This window comes from Pleomorphomonas sp. NRK KF1 (assembly GCF_023721755.1).
Classification (GTDB): domain Bacteria; phylum Pseudomonadota; class Alphaproteobacteria; order Rhizobiales; family Pleomorphomonadaceae; genus Pleomorphomonas.
The window spans coordinates 1,017,215-1,031,894 of the sequence record NZ_JAMDLH010000001.1 but is presented as its reverse complement, the minus strand read 5'-3'; the positions used below and the strand labels follow the sequence as shown (position 1 = coordinate 1,031,894).

The 14,680-nt window shown below is 65.8% G+C and carries 12 protein-coding genes; 2 read left to right on the top strand and 10 right to left on the bottom strand.

Going from position 1 to position 14,680, the window contains the following annotated elements; genetic code table 11:
• Window positions 1-79: 79 nt before the first annotated feature.
• The 3 genes from fabF to fabG form a co-directional block, all read right to left on the bottom strand.
• Complete coding sequence (gene fabF / locus M4J39_RS04745) at window positions 80-1,342, bottom strand: beta-ketoacyl-ACP synthase II (RefSeq protein ID WP_251726632.1); 1,263 nt, start codon at window positions 1,340-1,342, stop codon at window positions 80-82.
• 226 nt (window positions 1,343-1,568) lie between these two features.
• Entirely contained in the window at window positions 1,569-1,805 is a 237-nt protein-coding gene (locus M4J39_RS04740) for an acyl carrier protein (RefSeq protein WP_026792810.1), read from the bottom strand.
• A 506-nt stretch (window positions 1,806-2,311) separates the two neighbouring features.
• Window positions 2,312-3,049: a 3-oxoacyl-[acyl-carrier-protein] reductase gene (gene fabG / locus M4J39_RS04735; RefSeq protein WP_251726631.1), complete on the bottom strand. Its 738-nt coding sequence runs from the start codon at window positions 3,047-3,049 to the stop codon at window positions 2,312-2,314.
• Between the two features lie 204 nt (window positions 3,050-3,253).
• Here fabG and M4J39_RS04730 point away from each other — a divergent pair, with 204 nt between their 5' ends.
• On the top strand, window positions 3,254-3,688 hold the full coding sequence (locus M4J39_RS04730; RefSeq protein WP_251726630.1) for a VOC family protein: 435 nt from the start codon (window positions 3,254-3,256) through the stop codon (window positions 3,686-3,688).
• A gap of 23 nt (window positions 3,689-3,711) precedes the next feature.
• Complete coding sequence (locus tag M4J39_RS04725) at window positions 3,712-4,140, top strand: CoA-binding protein (protein ID WP_251726629.1); 429 nt, start codon at window positions 3,712-3,714, stop codon at window positions 4,138-4,140.
• 27 nt (window positions 4,141-4,167) lie between these two features.
• On the opposite strand, the gene rnr is transcribed toward M4J39_RS04725, so the two are convergent.
• From rnr to M4J39_RS04690, 7 genes are all read right to left on the bottom strand, one after another.
• Window positions 4,168-6,495: a ribonuclease R gene (rnr, locus tag M4J39_RS04720; protein ID WP_371875397.1), complete on the bottom strand. Its 2,328-nt coding sequence runs from the start codon at window positions 6,493-6,495 to the stop codon at window positions 4,168-4,170.
• Window positions 6,496-6,565: 70 nt separating this feature from the next.
• Complete coding sequence (locus tag M4J39_RS04715) at window positions 6,566-7,405, bottom strand: GGDEF domain-containing protein (RefSeq protein WP_251726627.1); 840 nt, start codon at window positions 7,403-7,405, stop codon at window positions 6,566-6,568.
• A gap of 148 nt (window positions 7,406-7,553) precedes the next feature.
• Window positions 7,554-10,223, bottom strand: coding sequence for a type I DNA topoisomerase (topA, locus tag M4J39_RS04710; protein ID WP_251726626.1), 2,670 nt, complete (start codon window positions 10,221-10,223; stop codon window positions 7,554-7,556).
• A 247-nt stretch (window positions 10,224-10,470) separates the two neighbouring features.
• Complete coding sequence (gene dprA, locus M4J39_RS04705) at window positions 10,471-11,601, bottom strand: DNA-processing protein DprA (RefSeq protein ID WP_251726625.1); 1,131 nt, start codon at window positions 11,599-11,601, stop codon at window positions 10,471-10,473.
• On the bottom strand, window positions 11,598-12,212 hold the full coding sequence (plsY, locus tag M4J39_RS04700; RefSeq protein WP_251726624.1) for a glycerol-3-phosphate 1-O-acyltransferase PlsY: 615 nt from the start codon (window positions 12,210-12,212) through the stop codon (window positions 11,598-11,600). Before plsY ends, dprA begins: the two co-directional genes overlap by 4 nt.
• Before the next feature lie 64 nt (window positions 12,213-12,276).
• Window positions 12,277-13,581 carry a dihydroorotase gene (locus M4J39_RS04695; protein WP_371875384.1) on the bottom strand — a complete coding sequence of 435 codons (1,305 nt, stop codon included), beginning with the start codon at window positions 13,579-13,581 and terminating at the stop codon, window positions 12,277-12,279.
• Entirely contained in the window at window positions 13,578-14,546 is a 969-nt protein-coding gene (locus M4J39_RS04690; RefSeq protein WP_251726623.1) for an aspartate carbamoyltransferase catalytic subunit, read from the bottom strand. The genes M4J39_RS04695 and M4J39_RS04690 overlap by 4 nt, the downstream gene beginning before the upstream one ends.
• Window positions 14,547-14,680 lie beyond the last annotated feature (134 nt).

Here is a 14,680-nt window from a genome sequence, read left to right as displayed (position 1 = left end):
GGCCAGTTTCTTCTCGTCCTCGATACCGGTGCTTATCGCGACCGAGCCACCTGCCGAAGCGTTGCTTCGGGATGAAGCGTCAGCCTTCGAAGGCCTTGACGATCAGCGAGGCGTTGGTTCCACCGAAGCCGAAGGAGTTGGAGAGCGCGTAGCGCAGCTTCTTTTCCTTGGCCTTGTGCGGCACGAGATCGATCGTCGTCTCGACGTTGGGATTGTCGAGGTTGATGGTCGGCGGCAGGATGCCGTCGCGCACGGCGAGCGTCGAGTAGATCGCCTCGATGGCGCCGGCGGCGCCGAGGAGGTGGCCGGTCATCGACTTGGTCGACGACATGGCGAGGTTCTTGGCCGCGTCGCCGAACAGTCGCTCGACCGCGCCGACCTCTATCCCGTCGGCCATGGTCGAGGTGCCGTGGGCGTTGACGTAGCCGATCTCGTCCGGCGAAATCTTGGCGTGGCGCAGGGCGGCCTTCATGCAGCGGAACGCACCGTCGCCGTCCTCGGACGGGGCGGTGATGTGATAGGCGTCGCCCGACATGCCGTAGCCGACGATCTCGCCATAGATGGTGGCGCCACGCTTCTTGGCGTGCTCCAGTTCCTCGACGACGACGACACCGGCGCCTTCGCCCATGACGAAGCCGTCACGATCGCGGTCGTAGGGGCGCGAGCCCTGTTCCGGCCGGTCGTTGAAGGTGAAGCAGAGCGCCTTCATCGACGCAAAGCCGGCCAGCGAGATGCGGCAGACCGGGCTTTCCGAACCGCCGGCGATCATCACGTCGGCTTCATCGTTGGCGATCAGGCGCGCCGCGTCGCCGATGGCGTGCGAGCCGGTCGAGCAGGCGGTGACCACCGACGAGTTCGGGCCCTTGTAGCCGTGGGCGATGGAGATGTAGCCGGCGGTGAGGTTGATCAGTCGGCCGGGGATGAAGAAGGGGGAGACGCGACGCGGCCCCTTGTCGCGCAGCGTGTAACCTGCTTCGACGATGCCGTTGATGCCGCCGATGCCCGAGCCGACCAGTACGCCGGAGCGGGCCTGATCGTCATACTCGGTCGGCTTCCAGCCGCTGTCCTCGACCGCCTGACGGGCGGCCTCCAGCGCGAAGATGATGAAATCGTCGACCTTGCGCTGGTCCTTCGGATCCATGGCGAGGTCGGGATTGAACGTGCCGTTGGTGCCGTCGCCGCGCGGAATGAGGCCAGCGATCTGACAGGCGATATCATCGACGGGGAAGGAATCGATGTGGCGAATGCCGCTTTTGCCCGCCTTGATGGCGGACCAGTTGTGCTCGACACCGCAGCCGAGCGGCGTGACCATGCCGAGACCGGTGATGACGACTCGTCTCATCGGACGAGAGCCTCCCTGTTGGTCGTCTCCGCCGGGTCCGTCGCCGTCATGGGGAGGACACGTGCGAGCGGGACGCAATTGACGGAGCGTAAGGACCGTTCAGCTGGCCGGGCCGGCCGAGAAAGCTGCCGGCCTCGCAGCCGGCACCGGTCCAGCAAACGCGTTGTCAAGCAAAGAAAGCAGTTCCTTTGTGAGGAACTGCTTCCCAGCCGAACGCGTCCGGAAATCAGGCCGTCGCCTTCTCGAGGAACTTGACGGCGTCGCCGACCGTCAGGATCGTCTCGGCGGCATCGTCGGGAATCTCGACGCCAAAAGCTTCTTCGAAGGCCATGACCAGCTCGACGGTGTCGAGAGAGTCAGCACCCAGATCTTCGATGAAGGAGGCCTCGAGAACCACCTTGTCGGCGTCCACGCCGAGATGGTCGATGACGATGTTCTTCACCTTTTCAGCGACTTCGCTCATGTTCACGGATCCTTGTTAGTCCAAATCCATTGCCGAACGGGACGTCGGCCGCTCGCCGCCTGCCTCGCATTCGCGAGATCATGGCGACGGTGACCGGCTACCGAAGGTGTCGAGCATGCCAGTGCCTGACGGCACTCCCCCGGTTGGTCCGATCGCCCGCCCCCGGGGTCGAACAAGTCCGAACCCCTCGGAAATCGTGGCGATCTCAGCCCATGCTCGTGCTCACGACCTTCGGGCGGGTCCTCGGACGGTTCCCGATCAGATCGCGGGCTTGGTAACACACTTCGCCCCTGCTGACTAGCGGCCCCCAGAGCATTTCCCGCTCGGATAAAACCGTCCGATCGGGAAGGAAACGCTCCGAAGTCAATCGTTTGGACATACTCTCGTGGCTCGGTTCATTTCAATTCGAGCCGAATATGTCCGGCGAAACCGCTGACGATCGCAAATGGTTCCTTCACCATCTGCGAAACCCTAAACGGAAGGCCGGCATCGCGCCGGCCTGCCAATCAGATCATCGCCATGCCGCCGTTGACGTGCAGCGTCTGGCCGGTGACGTAGGCGGCCTCGCGGCTTGCAAGATAGACGCAGGCGGCGGCGATCTCCTCGGAGGTGCCGAGCCGCCCCATCGGCACGTTGGCGAGCGTGCCTTCCTTCTGCTTGTCGTTGAGCGCGTCGGTCATCGCGGTCTCGATGAAGCCGGGCGCCACGCAGTTGGCGGTGATGCCGCGCGTCGCCACCTCGGCGGCCAGCGCCTTGGTCATGCCGATCATGCCGGCCTTGGCGGCGGCATAGTTGCCCTGGCCGGGGTTGCCCGTCACGCCAACGATGGAGGTGATGCCGATGACGCGGCCGAAGCGACGCTTCATCATGCCCTTGATCGCCGCGCGGGCCAGACGGAAGCCGGAGGTGAGATTGACCTCGATCACCTGGTCCCAGTCCTCGTCCTTCATGCGCATGAACAACCCGTCGCGGGTGATGCCGGCGTTGTTGATCAGAATGTCGACTTGACCGAGGGCGGCTTCGGCGTCGGCGAACAGGCGGTCGACATCGGCACGATCGGACAGGTTGCCGGTGACGATATGGGTGCGCTCGCCCAGCCGACCGGCCAGCTCCTCAAGAGGGGCGACGCGGGTGCCGGAGAGCGCCACCTTCGCACCCTGCGTATGCAGAGCAGTCGCAATCGCACCGCCGATGCCGCCGGACGCGCCGGTGACCAGTGCCGTCATTCCAGTCAAGTCGAACATGGCTTTCCACCTCGTTCATGCGTCCGGCCGGCTGTCGCCGACGGCTCGCTTGACGGCCTGACACCACGTCGGCCGCGCCGAGTCAAGCGCCAACGGCTTGTTTTCCCGCCTTTGCCGTTCACTTCGCCCATGGATCGGCCATCGACTGCTGACGGAGATTGGGGTGGGCAGGCGTAGTTTCGGGGAACAGACAGGGAGAGGACCATGACCGGAGAGATGCATTTTCCTACCGTATCGATGATTTCCCTCGGCGTTGCCGACCTTGAACGCTCGCGCGCCTTTTACGAAGCGCTCGGTCTCACGGCCGGACCCGGTTCCGGCGAACAGATCGTCTTCTTCCAACTTGCTGGGGTCGTGCTTGCGCTTTATCCGAGGGACCTGCTTGCCGAGGATGCCGACGTGGAGAACGACGGTCAGGGCTTCGACGGCGTGACGCTTGCCCGCAACTACTCCTCCGAGGAAGCGGTGGACGCCGCCATGGCGCACGCGCTCGCCTCGGGAGCGACGCTCAGGAAAAAACCGCAAAAGGTATTCTGGGGCGGTTACTCAGGATATTTCGCCGATCCCGATGGCCATCTCTGGGAGGTTGCCCACAATCCCTTCGTGAAGGTCGACGATCATGGCATAGTGACGCTTTGAACGCGCAAGAAGGAGTGTCACCGATGGCCATGGATGGAAAGACCGACGACGACATCACCCGCATCCTCGAGGAGACGCGGACCATCGCCGTGGTCGGCGCCAGCCAGAACCCGTCTCGCCCCGTCTATGGCGTCATGGGGTTCCTGATCGGGCGCGGCTACGAGGTGTATCCGATCAATCCCGGTCTCGCCGGACAGCAACTGCAGGGGAGGAAGGTCTACGCCAGCCTCGCCGAGGTGCCGGCGGAAATCGACATGGTCGACGTGTTCCGCAACTCCGAGGCGGCCGGCGACACGATTGACGAGGCGCTGGCCCTGCCGGTTCCGCCCAAGACGATCTGGCTGCAGCTCGGCGTCATCAACGAGGCGGGTTTCGAACGAGCCGAGGCGAAGGGCGTCAAGGTCGTCATGGATCGTTGCCCGGCCATCGAGGGGCCGCGACTCGGCGTCTGACGCGGCGGGTCGCCGGCGCGGGCGGTCCTATCGTCCGCGCCTCACCTTGCCCATCCGCTCCTTGCGTTCGCGGTCCTTGCGTGCCTTGGCAGCGCGCATTGCGGCGGCGCGTCCGAGCGGCCGGCCGGCGCTGCCCTCCGAGACCATCTCGAAGCGCAGGGCGCCGGCGAACGGGGCCGCCTCAATGAGGCGGACCTCGACCCTGTCGCCGAGCCGGTAGGTTTCGCCACTCCGCGACCCGATCAGCGAATGCCGCGCCTCGTCGAAGGCGAAGTAGTCGGCGCCCAGTGTCGAGATGGGAATGAAACCGTCGGCGCCAGTCTCGTCGAGGCGGATGAACAGCCCCGCCTTGGTGACGCCGGCGATGCGCCCCTTGAAGATCGCACCGACGCGATCGGCAAGCCAGCCGGCGATCAGTCGATCGATCGTCTCGCGCTCGGCTTGCATCGCGCGCCGTTCGGCCGCCGAGATCTCCTCGGCGACGCGCGGCAACACGTCCTCGGCGCCATTCGGAAGTCCATCCTCGCCAAGGCCGAGCGCAGTGATCAACCCGCGATGAACCACGAGGTCGGCGTAGCGGCGGATCGGCGAGGTGAAGTGGGCGTATTTCCTTAAGTTTAGGCCGAAGTGGCCGATGTTGACAGGTGAGTACTCGGCCTGGCTCTGCGAGCGCAGCACCACCTCGTGGACGAGGTAGGCCTGCGGCGTGCCGTCCACCCTCTCCAGGATGCGGTTGAACAGCTCCGGTTCGATGTTGCCTTGCTTGGCCAGTTTCATGTCGAGCGTCGCCAGGAACTCGCGCAGCGACTCCAGCTTGGCGAGCGAGGGCTGATCGTGCACGCGATAGAGCAGCGGTGTCCGGCGCTTTTCCAGGGTTTCGGCGGCCGCCACGTTGGCCTGGATCATGAACTCTTCGATCAGCCGATGGGCGGTCAGCCGTTCAGGCGTGACGATGCGGTCGACGGTGCCGTCGGGTTTCAACAGCACCTTGCGCTCGGGCAGGTCGAGTTCGAGCGGTCCTCGCGCATCGCGTGCCTCGGCGAGAATTTCATAGGCCGCCCAGAGGGGGCTCAGCGCACTGTCGAGGATCGGTCCGGTGCGCTCGTTCGGCGAGCCGTCGATCGCCGTCTGTGCCTCGATGTAGGACAGCTTGGCCGCCGAGCGCATCATGATGCGGTGGAAGGTGTGGCTCTTCTTGCGGCCGTCGGCCCCGAACACCATACGGACGGCGAGGGCGGGCCGGTCGACGCCCTCCTTCAGCGAGCAGAGGTCGTTGGAGATGCGCTCCGGCAACATGGGAATGACGCGGTCGGGGAAGTAGACCGAGTTGCCGCGCTTCAGCGCCTCGCGATCAAGGTGGGAATCCGGGCGAACATAGGCGGCAACGTCGGCGATGGCGACGGTGACGACATAGCCGCCGACATTTGCCGAGTCCTCGTCGGCGACGGCGTGGACGGCGTCGTCATGATCCCTGGCGTCCGGCGGGTCGATGGTGACGAGGGGGAGAGTGCGCCAGTCCTCGCGGTTCGTCATTGTCGCCGGCTTGGCCGCGTCGGCTTCGCGGATCACCGCCTCCGGGAACACGTGCGGGATGTCGTTGGCATGGATGGCAATCATCGACACCGCTTTTTCCGAGCGGAGATTGCCGATGGTCTCGCGCACCCGCGCGCGGCTGAGGCCGAAGCGACCGGAGCGGATGACGTCGACGGAGACGAGATCGCCGTCCTGCGCCGAGCCGAGATCGGCGGCGTCGACGACGAGTTCTTCGTACTGCTTCTTGGAAATCGGCATCAAGCGGGCGCCGCCGTCGGTCACCCGAAGGATGCCGAGCACGCCCTCCGGCTTCTTTTCCAGCACCTTCATGACGCGAAGGCCTGCCTTGGCCAGACCTTCGTAGCCATCCGGCAGATCGACGACGCGGGCCAGTATCCGGTCGCCCAGCCCGGCCGCCGGGCCGTGCTCGCCGCGTCGGCGGCGCACGGCGACGACCACGAAGCGGGGCCTGGGGCCGCGATCGGGATCCCATTCGGCCGGTTCGGCGTAAAGATCGCCGTCACGGTCGCGGCTGACGATGTCGCAGGCCAGCACCGCCGGGAGAGAACCCGGCTCGGCAAAGCGGCGGTGCCGGCGCTCGATGAGGCCTTCGCCCTCGAGCTCCTTCAGGATGCGCTTCAGAACGACGCGGCCTTCACCATGCACCTCGAAAGCGCGGGCGATGTCGCGCTTCGTTCCCTTGCCGGGATGCTCCGAAACGAAACGGAGGATCGCCTCACGGGTCGGCGTGGCTGGTTCATCGATCGGTCGGGGCTTGCGAGCCAAGCGGATGTTCCCTGTGGCTTGAGAATGTGGCGACATAGACCACAGATGGCGATGCAAGGCCAGCCTCGCAATCGGACGGCGGACTCACGGGGTCTGCGGCGCGATGTCAGGAGCGATGGGAGCGGCCGCGCTTGGGCGGGGGAGGCAAGTCCGAGCTCCAGACGACTTCGTCGCCCTCGACGATACCGGGCGCGGCGGGTTCCGAGGCGAGGCAGACGCGGCTCCGGCCCGTGGCCTTGGCGGATTCGAGCGCGGCGTCGGCGGCTGCGAAGGCCTGCGTAAAGGTGGTCGCGGCCGGTGCCTCGGCGATCCCGGCAGATGCCGTCAGGCAAACCGGCTTTTCCAGGGTGCCGAAGTTACTGCCCTCGATTCGGGCAAGAAGGGCCAGGACCTGGGTCTTGGCTTCGGCGACGGCATACCCGACCGCAAGCACGGCAAACTCGGTGCCGTCGGTACGATATATGCTGCCGAGATTGCCGAGTTCCTCGGCGATCGTACGAGCGGCGCGGATCAGAACCCGATCTCCGACCACGTGACCATATCGCTCGTTCACCGCCTTGAAGCGGTCGAGCGAGACAAGGATCAGGAGCCGGCGGCTTTCCGGCGCGGCATCGTAATCGATGGGCAGGGAGGTGCGGTTCCTCAGACCCGTGAGACTGTCGGCGAGGTTCTTCTCGTTGAGCTTGAGCTTGGTGCGGTGGTGCTCCAGGCGCGTCGTTCCGACGTACCTGCCGATCGGATAGGCAACCAGCGCGATAACGACGATCGTGATCGCCCACCCGCGCAGCAGGTTCAGCCAGCCGTGAAAGGCGATGAGCTGCAGGGCGGAATCGGCGACCATGGCGATGACGAAGCAGATCGCAGCAAGGCGGAAGGCAAAATACCTGACGTCGCGCTCGGATTGGACGGGCCTGTTGAGGAGCGTCCGCAGGATCTCACCGTACATTGTCGTTCTTCTAGACCATTGAACGAGGCGAAGGCCGTCATCGTTCAACAGTATAGGAGGAATGTAAGGATTTAGGCAATCAAAACGATAAAATTGTAAATGATCGGTGGCCAGACCGATCCGACGGCGAGCCCCCCGAGCCTCAGGCTCAGGTGGGCTTTGCCTTCGACGCCTTGGGCTTGGCTGCCGCCTTCTTGGCGGCTCCACCCGCCTTGGCCTTCGCCGGCGCTTTCTTCTTGCCTTCGTCGTCGCTCCCGGCCGTCGCCTTCGCTGCGGCCTTGGACGCCTTGGCTGGTTTTGCTTTCGGCGCCTTGCCCGCCTTGTCGGCGATCAACGCCACGGCTTCCTCGATCGTCACCGACTGAGGATCCTTGCCGCGCGGCAGGGTGGCGTTGATCTTGCCCCATGCGACATACGGTCCATAGCGCCCGTCGCGCACGGTGATCTCGCCTCCGGATGCCGGATGCTCGCCGAGGCTCTTGAGAGCGGCCGGCGTGGCGCGCGTCCGGCCGCCACGCTCCTTCTTCTCGGCGAGAACCGCAACGGCGCGATTGAGACCGACGTCGAACACCTCGTCGACCGACGAGAGATTGGCGTAGGTGCCGTCATGGCTGACATAGGGGCCGTAGCGTCCGATGTTGGCCTCGATCGGCTTGCCGGTTTCCGGATGGTCGCCAACGGTGCGCGGCAGCGACAGCAGGCGGCAGGCGCGTTCGAGGTCGATGCTTTCGACCGTCCAATCCTTGGGCAGGGAGGCGCGTTTCGGCTTGCCCTCTTCGCCGAGCTGGACATAGGGACCGAAGCGGCCCGAGCGCAGCGTGACGTCGAGGCCGGTCTCCGGATCGGTGCCGAGCAGCTTGACGCCGTTCTCGCCGAGAGCGGCGTCCGCTTCGCCGTCGCCGCCGAGCTGACGGGTGTAACGGCATTCCGGGTAGTTGGAGCAGCCGATGAACGAGCCGAAGCGACCAAGCTTCAATGACAGCCGACCAGTGCCACAGGTGGGGCAGGAGCGCGGATCGGACCCGTCGCCGCGATCGGGGAAGATGTGCGCGGCGAGGTCTTCGTTGAGGGCGTCGATGACCTCGGCAACCCGGAGCTCCTTCACCTCACCGACGCGGGTGTTGAAGTCGGTCCAGAAGCGCCGCAGCACCTCGCGCCATTCCGCTTCGCCGGCCGAGATGCGGTCGAGGTCTTCCTCAAGGCTGGCGGTGAAATCGTACTCGACGTAGCGCGTGAAGAAGCTTTCGAGGAAGGCGGTGACGATCCGCCCCTTGTCGGAGGGAACGAGCCGCTTCTTGTCGATCGTCACGTAGTCGCGATCGCGCAGCGTGGCGAGCGTCGCCGCATAAGTGGAAGGACGGCCGATGCCGAGCTCTTCCATCTTCTTGACCAGCGTCGCCTCGGTGTAGCGCGGCGGCGGTTCGGTGAAGTGCTGGCTGGCCGTTACGGACTTGCGCCCCAGCGCGTCGCCGACGGAGAGCGGCGGCAGGCGGGAGCCATCCTCGTCTTCCTCGTCGTCGCGGCTTTCCTGATAGAGGGCGAGGAAGCCGTCGAACTTGAGCACGGAGCCGGTGGCCCGAAGGCCGGCCGAGGCCGAACCGCTCTTGGCGGTAATGTCGACGGTGGTGCGCTCGAAGTCGGCGCTCTGCATCTGGCTGGCGATGGTGCGCTTCCAGACCAGTTCGTAGAGACGCGCCTCGTCGGCTTCCAGGTAGCGGGCCACTGTATTGGGCAGGCGGGCGAGATCGGTCGGACGAATGGCTTCGTGCGCTTCCTGGGCGTTCTTGGCCTTGGTGGAATAGAAGCGCGGCTTCTCTGGAAGATAGCGCTCGCCGTATTCCTTGACGATCACCTGGCGGGCGGCATTGACTGCCTCAGGGGCGATCTGGACGCCGTCGGTACGCATGTAGGTGATGAGGCCGACCGTCTCGCCGCCAATGTCGGCGCCTTCGTAGAGGCGCTGTGCCACCTGCATGGTGCGCTGGGCCGAGAAGCCGAGCTTGCGCGAGGCCTCCTGCTGCAGCGTCGAGGTGGTGAAGGGCGCGAAGGGATGACGCTTCTGGGGCTTCTGCTCGGCGTCGGTCACCGAGAACGAAGCGCTGTTCAGGAAAGCGCGGATCTCGTTGGCGGTGACTCCGTCCGTCACATCGAGACGGCCGATCTTCTTGCCCTTCCACTCGGACAGGCGGGCGTCGAACTCGTCGCCGGCCGGATTGGCGAGGCGCGCGAGAACCGACCAGTATTCCTGCGGCTTGAAGACTTCGATCTCGTTCTCGCGGTCGCAGACGAGGCGCAGGGCCACCGACTGCACGCGGCCGGCCGAGCGCGCGCCCGGCAACTTGCGCCAGAGGACCGGCGACAGCGTGAATCCGACCAGATAGTCGAGCGCACGGCGGGCGAGATAGGCTTCCACCAGCGGCTGGTCGACGTCTCGCGGTTTGGCCATGGCATCGAGCACGGCCTGCTTGGTGATGGCGTTGAAGACCACGCGCTGAATGGTCTTGCCTTTGAGAGCACCGCGCCGGGCGCCGAGCACTTCAAGCACGTGCCAGGAAATCGCCTCGCCCTCGCGGTCGGGGTCGGTTGCGAGAATGAGTCTGTCGGCCCCCTTCAGAGCGGCGGCGATATCGGCCACGCGCTTGCCCGATTTGCCATCGACTTCCCAGCTCATGGCAAAATCGTCATCGGGGAGGACGGAACCGTCCTTGGCCGGAAGGTCGCGGATGTGGCCGTAGGAAGCCAGCACCGTATAGTCGCGGCCGAGGTACTTGTTGATGGTTTTCGCCTTGGCAGGCGACTCCACGATCACGAGGTTCATTCAGGTGCGCCGGACAATTTCTGGAAAAAAAGCTTCGCCCTCTTTAAGTGCGACCTCCGGATTAAGCAAGGGTCGAGCCAGAGATGCCGTCGGCGGCGTGCCGCCCATCGGCACGATGCCAGCCTGGCGCCGAGGGGAGTTCGGCTGCTTGAGGCAGGCAAGATCGGCGCTCTTCTTGAAATGGATCGGCCGCCATGGTGGCAACTACCGGGTGTGTTGTCGCCGCTGCCTCTTGGCGGCCGGCCTTTCAGCGTATCAGCGACACCAACTGACCGCCGTGCCGCTCGATGCGCCCGGCCAAATCGAGTTCGAGCAGGATCACGGACACGACAGCGGCCGGCAATCCGGTATGCAGGATGACCTCGTCGATTGCGACCGGCGCCGGGCCGAGCGCGTTGATCACCGAGGCGCGGCTTTCGGTGCCCACACTGTCCGGCGCCACGCCGTCATTGCCGCTTTCCCGCAGTTCCAGGAAAGAGGGCGCGTCGTTTTCAAGCATTGGCCGGAGTACGGCGATGACATCGTCGGCAGAACGGGTCAGCGTGGCGCCATCGCGGATCAGCCGGTTGGTGCCCTCGGCGCGCGGGTCCATCGGCGAGCCGGGAACGGCGAACACTTCGCGACCCTGATCGAGGGCGTAGCGCGCCGTATGCAGCGTGCCGGATCGGGCGGCGGCCTCCACCACGACGACGCCGAGGCTCATGCCGGAGACGATGCGGTTGCGGCGCGGGAAATCCTTGGCGCGCGGATTCCAGCCGAATGGCATTTCGGTCAGGACGGCGCCGCCCCGGTTGACGATCTCCTCCATCAGCGGGCCATGCTCTTCGGGATAGACGTGGTCGATGCCGCCGGCAATCACCGCCACGGTGCCGGTGTCGAGAGACGCCCTGTGGGCGGCGCCGTCGATCCCGCGTGCAAGGCCGGAGACCACCACGAAACCGGCCTCGCCAAGGCCCCGGCCGATGCGCTCGGCCATCTTGTGACCGACCAGGGAGGCGTTGCGCGAGCCGACGATGGCGGCCGTCGGCCGCGCGAATAGTTCTCGGGAGCCGCCGCGTATGGTGACGAGCGGCGGCGGTGCGGCGATCTGGCGCAGATAGGCGGGGTAGAGAGGCTCGGAAATGGCAACGAGCCGGGCGCCGTGGGCCAGCGTTCGTTCGATTTCGCCCTCGGCCTGGGCGACCGAGGGAATCGAAAGCGCAGTCGATCCGCCGCGCCGGGCAAGTGCCGGCAGCGCTTCAAGCGCCGCCTCGGCCGAGCCAAAGTGGTTTATCAGGCTGCGGAATGTGGCAGGCCCGACGTTCTCCGAGCGGATGAGCCGTAGCCAGCAGACACGCTGAGAGTCGGATAGTTCGACCGCGCGTTCCGACGCTTTCATCCCTTGTGTCCGATCTTGCCCTCGGTGCCGGAGAGAAGGCGTCGGATGTTGGCGTGATGCTTGATCCAGACGATGACAGTGAGCAGGGCGAGCACGGTGGCCAACATGGTCTCACCGAGGCCCCAGAGGGAGAGGGGCACCACCACGGTGGCGATAAGGGCGGCAAGGGAGGAGTAGCGGCTGAAATAGGCGACGGCGATCCAAGCGCCGGCGAAGATTAGAACCGCCGGCCAGAACAGGCCAAGCAGCACGCCGATGTAGGTGGCGACACCCTTGCCGCCCTTGAAGCCGAGCCATACGGGGAAGAGGTGGCCGAGGAAGGCGGTGACGCCGGCGAGCGTGGCCGCCTCCGGCACGGTCGGCATCAACGCGCGCACGATCAGGACCGCCGCCGTTCCCTTGAGCAGGTCGAAAATCAGCGTTGCGGCGGCCAGCTTCTTGTTGCCGGTTCTCAGAACGTTGGTGGCGCCGATGTTGCCCGAACCGATGGCCCTGACGTCGCCGAGACCGGCGGCCCGCGTCAGCAGCAGACCGAAGGGAATGGAACCAAGGCCGTAGCCGACAAGCGCAGCGACGAGGTAGGCGACCCAGGGAGAGGCTGACTCGAACATGATGCCCTCGGCAATCTTGAATATAGGTGACCGGTTACCGGGTGTGCGTCACTCTGTTGGGATCTCAGCGCTCGAACACCAGCGAACCGCCGACATAGGTGCGGCGGACGCGTCCGGTGAAGCGGGCGCCGTCATAGGGCGTGTTCTTCGCCTTGGAGAGAATGTCCTTGGCGTTGAGTACCCAGGGTTCCTCCGGGTCGAATACGACGACATCGGCGGGCGCTCCCTTCCGGAGCGTTCCGGCGTCGAGACCGGCGATCTCGGCCGGGCGCGTCGACATGGCGTCGATCAGCCGCAGCAGCGTCAACGATCCTCCATGCACCAGCCGGAGACCGGCCGACAGGAAGGTTTCGAGGCCTATGGCGCCGTCGGCGGCCTCGGCAAACGGAAGACGCTTGGTCTCGACGTCTTGCGGATCGTGGTTGGAGACGATGACGTCGATGGCGCCGGTCTTCACCGCGTCGACGAGGGCGAGCCGATCGGCTTCGGCGCGCAGCGGGGGCGACAGCTTGAAGAAGGTGCGGTAGGCCCCGATGTCCAGTTCGTTCAGCGTCAGGTGCGCGGCCGAGACGGAGGCTGTCGCGGCGATCCCCCGGTCCTTGGCCCAGGCCATCAGCTCCGGCGACTCGGCGGCCGACAGCAAAGATGCGTGGTAGCGACCGCCGGCGAGGCGGGCGAGACGCAGATCGCGGGCGAGCATGGTGGTTTCGGCTTCGGCGGGAATGCCTTGCAGGCCGAGGCGGACCGCCGTCTCCGACAGGTTCATGACGGCGGCGCCTTTCAGCGTCGCGTCCTCCGGCCGATTGCAGACGAGGGCGCCGAAGTCCTTGGCATAGGTCAGCGCACGGCGCAGGACCTGAGCATTGGCGATGGCGCCGCGCCCCGAGGTAAAACCGACGGCGCCGGCTTCGCTCAGAAGGCCGAACTCGGTGAGTTCGCCGCCGGCCTGTCCCTTGGTCAGAGCCGCCATGACGCGTACGCGCACGGCCGACGTCCGGCGGGCGCGCGTCGCCACGAAATCGACCAGGGCCGGATCGTCGATGCAGGGATCGGTGTCGGGCATGGCGATGAGCGTGGTGATGCCACCGGCTGCTGCTGCCCGACCGGCGGAGGCGAACGTCTCGCGGTGTTCGTGGCCGGGTTCGCCGACATGGGCGCGAAGGTCGACGAGGCCGGGCGCGACCACGAGGCCGCGACAGTCGACGGTCTCGGTGTCCTCGGGAGCGCCGTTGTTGTTGGCCGACGGGCCGGCGGCAACAATGCGGCCTTCGACCATCAGCACTGCGCCGAGGCCATCGAGACCTTGCGAGGGGTCGACGACGCGAGCGTTCTTGAGCAGCAGCGGGCGGGCTTGCGCCATCCGGCTCATGGGAAAGCCTCCCCACCGTTTCCTCGGGCATTCACGACCGCGTCGAGCACCGCCATGCGGATGGCGACGCCCATCTCCACCTGTTCCCGGATGAGGCTTTGAGGACCGTCGGCGACGGCCGGATCGATCTCCACGCCCCTGTTCATCGGGCCGGGATGCATGACGAGGGCGTCGGGCTTGGCATAGGACAACTTCTCCTCGTCGAGGCCCCAGTAGTGGAAGTATTCGCGTACCGACGGCACGAAGGAGCCCTGCATGCGCTCGCGCTGCAGGCGCAGCATCATGACGATATCGGCATCCCGAAGTCCCTCGCGCATCGAGGTGAAGGTTTCGAGGCCCATCTCGCGGAAGGCGCCGGGCACCAGGGTCGACGGGCCGACGAGGCGGACGCGGGCGCCGAGGGCGGTCAGCAGCAGCACGTTGGAGCGGGCGACGCGGCTATGGGCGACGTCGCCGCAGATGGCGACGACGAGGCCGTCGATGCGCTGCTTGTGGCGGCGGATGGTCAAGGCGTCGAGGAGGGCCTGGGTCGGGTGTTCATGACTGCCGTCACCGGCGTTGACCACGGAACAGTCGACCTTCTGCGCGAGCAGGGCCACCGCTCCCGAGGCGTTGTGGCGGACGACGATGACGTCGGGGTTCATGGCGTTGAGCGTCATGGCCGTGTCGATCAGCGTCTCGCCCTTCTTCACCGACGATTGGCCGACCGCCATGTTCATCACGTCGGCGCCGAGCCTTTTGCCGGCCAGCTCGAAGGACGACTGCGTGCGCGTCGAGTTCTCGAAGAAGAGATTGATCTGAGTACGACCCAGAAGGCTGTCGCGCTTCTTGGAGGGTTGCCGGCCGAGTTCGATGTTGTCTTCGGCGCGGTCGAGGAGGTCGACGATCTCCGGCGGGGAAAGACCTTCGATCCCGAGGAGGTGCGGGCGGCTGAATCCGTAGGGATTGGCGGCTTTCGTTATCATAAGCCCCCCTGATAGAGGCGTTTTGCGGCTCCGGCAAGGGCAGGGAATCCGAGTGAACAGGAGAATCCCCGTCATTGATGCAAAGGGGCGTTCACTCAAGCGAAAGCCCGACCGTTATGAGCGGCCGGGCCACA

Excerpts from the sequence above, each read along its gene's own strand:
- fabF (WP_251726632.1), bottom strand. The coding sequence starts at position 1,342 with ATGAGACGAGTCGTCATCACCGGTCTCGGCATGGTCACGCCGCTCGGC.
- M4J39_RS04740 (WP_026792810.1), bottom strand. The coding sequence starts at position 1,805 with ATGAGCGAAGTCGCTGAAAAGGTGAAGAACATCGTCATCGACCATCTC.
- fabG (WP_251726631.1), bottom strand. The coding sequence starts at position 3,049 with ATGTTCGACTTGACTGGAATGACGGCACTGGTCACCGGCGCGTCCGGC.
- M4J39_RS04730 (WP_251726630.1), top strand. The coding sequence starts at position 3,254 with ATGACCGGAGAGATGCATTTTCCTACCGTATCGATGATTTCCCTCGGC.
- M4J39_RS04725 (WP_251726629.1), top strand. The coding sequence starts at position 3,712 with ATGGCCATGGATGGAAAGACCGACGACGACATCACCCGCATCCTCGAG.
- rnr (WP_371875397.1), bottom strand. The coding sequence starts at position 6,495 with ATGTCGCCACATTCTCAAGCCACAGGGAACATCCGCTTGGCTCGCAAG.
- M4J39_RS04715 (WP_251726627.1), bottom strand. The coding sequence starts at position 7,405 with ATGTACGGTGAGATCCTGCGGACGCTCCTCAACAGGCCCGTCCAATCC.
- topA (WP_251726626.1), bottom strand. The coding sequence starts at position 10,223 with ATGAACCTCGTGATCGTGGAGTCGCCTGCCAAGGCGAAAACCATCAAC.
- dprA (WP_251726625.1), bottom strand. The coding sequence starts at position 11,601 with ATGAAAGCGTCGGAACGCGCGGTCGAACTATCCGACTCTCAGCGTGTC.
- plsY (WP_251726624.1), bottom strand. The coding sequence starts at position 12,212 with ATGTTCGAGTCAGCCTCTCCCTGGGTCGCCTACCTCGTCGCTGCGCTT.
- M4J39_RS04695 (WP_371875384.1), bottom strand. The coding sequence starts at position 13,581 with ATGAGCCGGATGGCGCAAGCCCGCCCGCTGCTGCTCAAGAACGCTCGC.
- M4J39_RS04690 (WP_251726623.1), bottom strand. The coding sequence starts at position 14,546 with ATGATAACGAAAGCCGCCAATCCCTACGGATTCAGCCGCCCGCACCTC.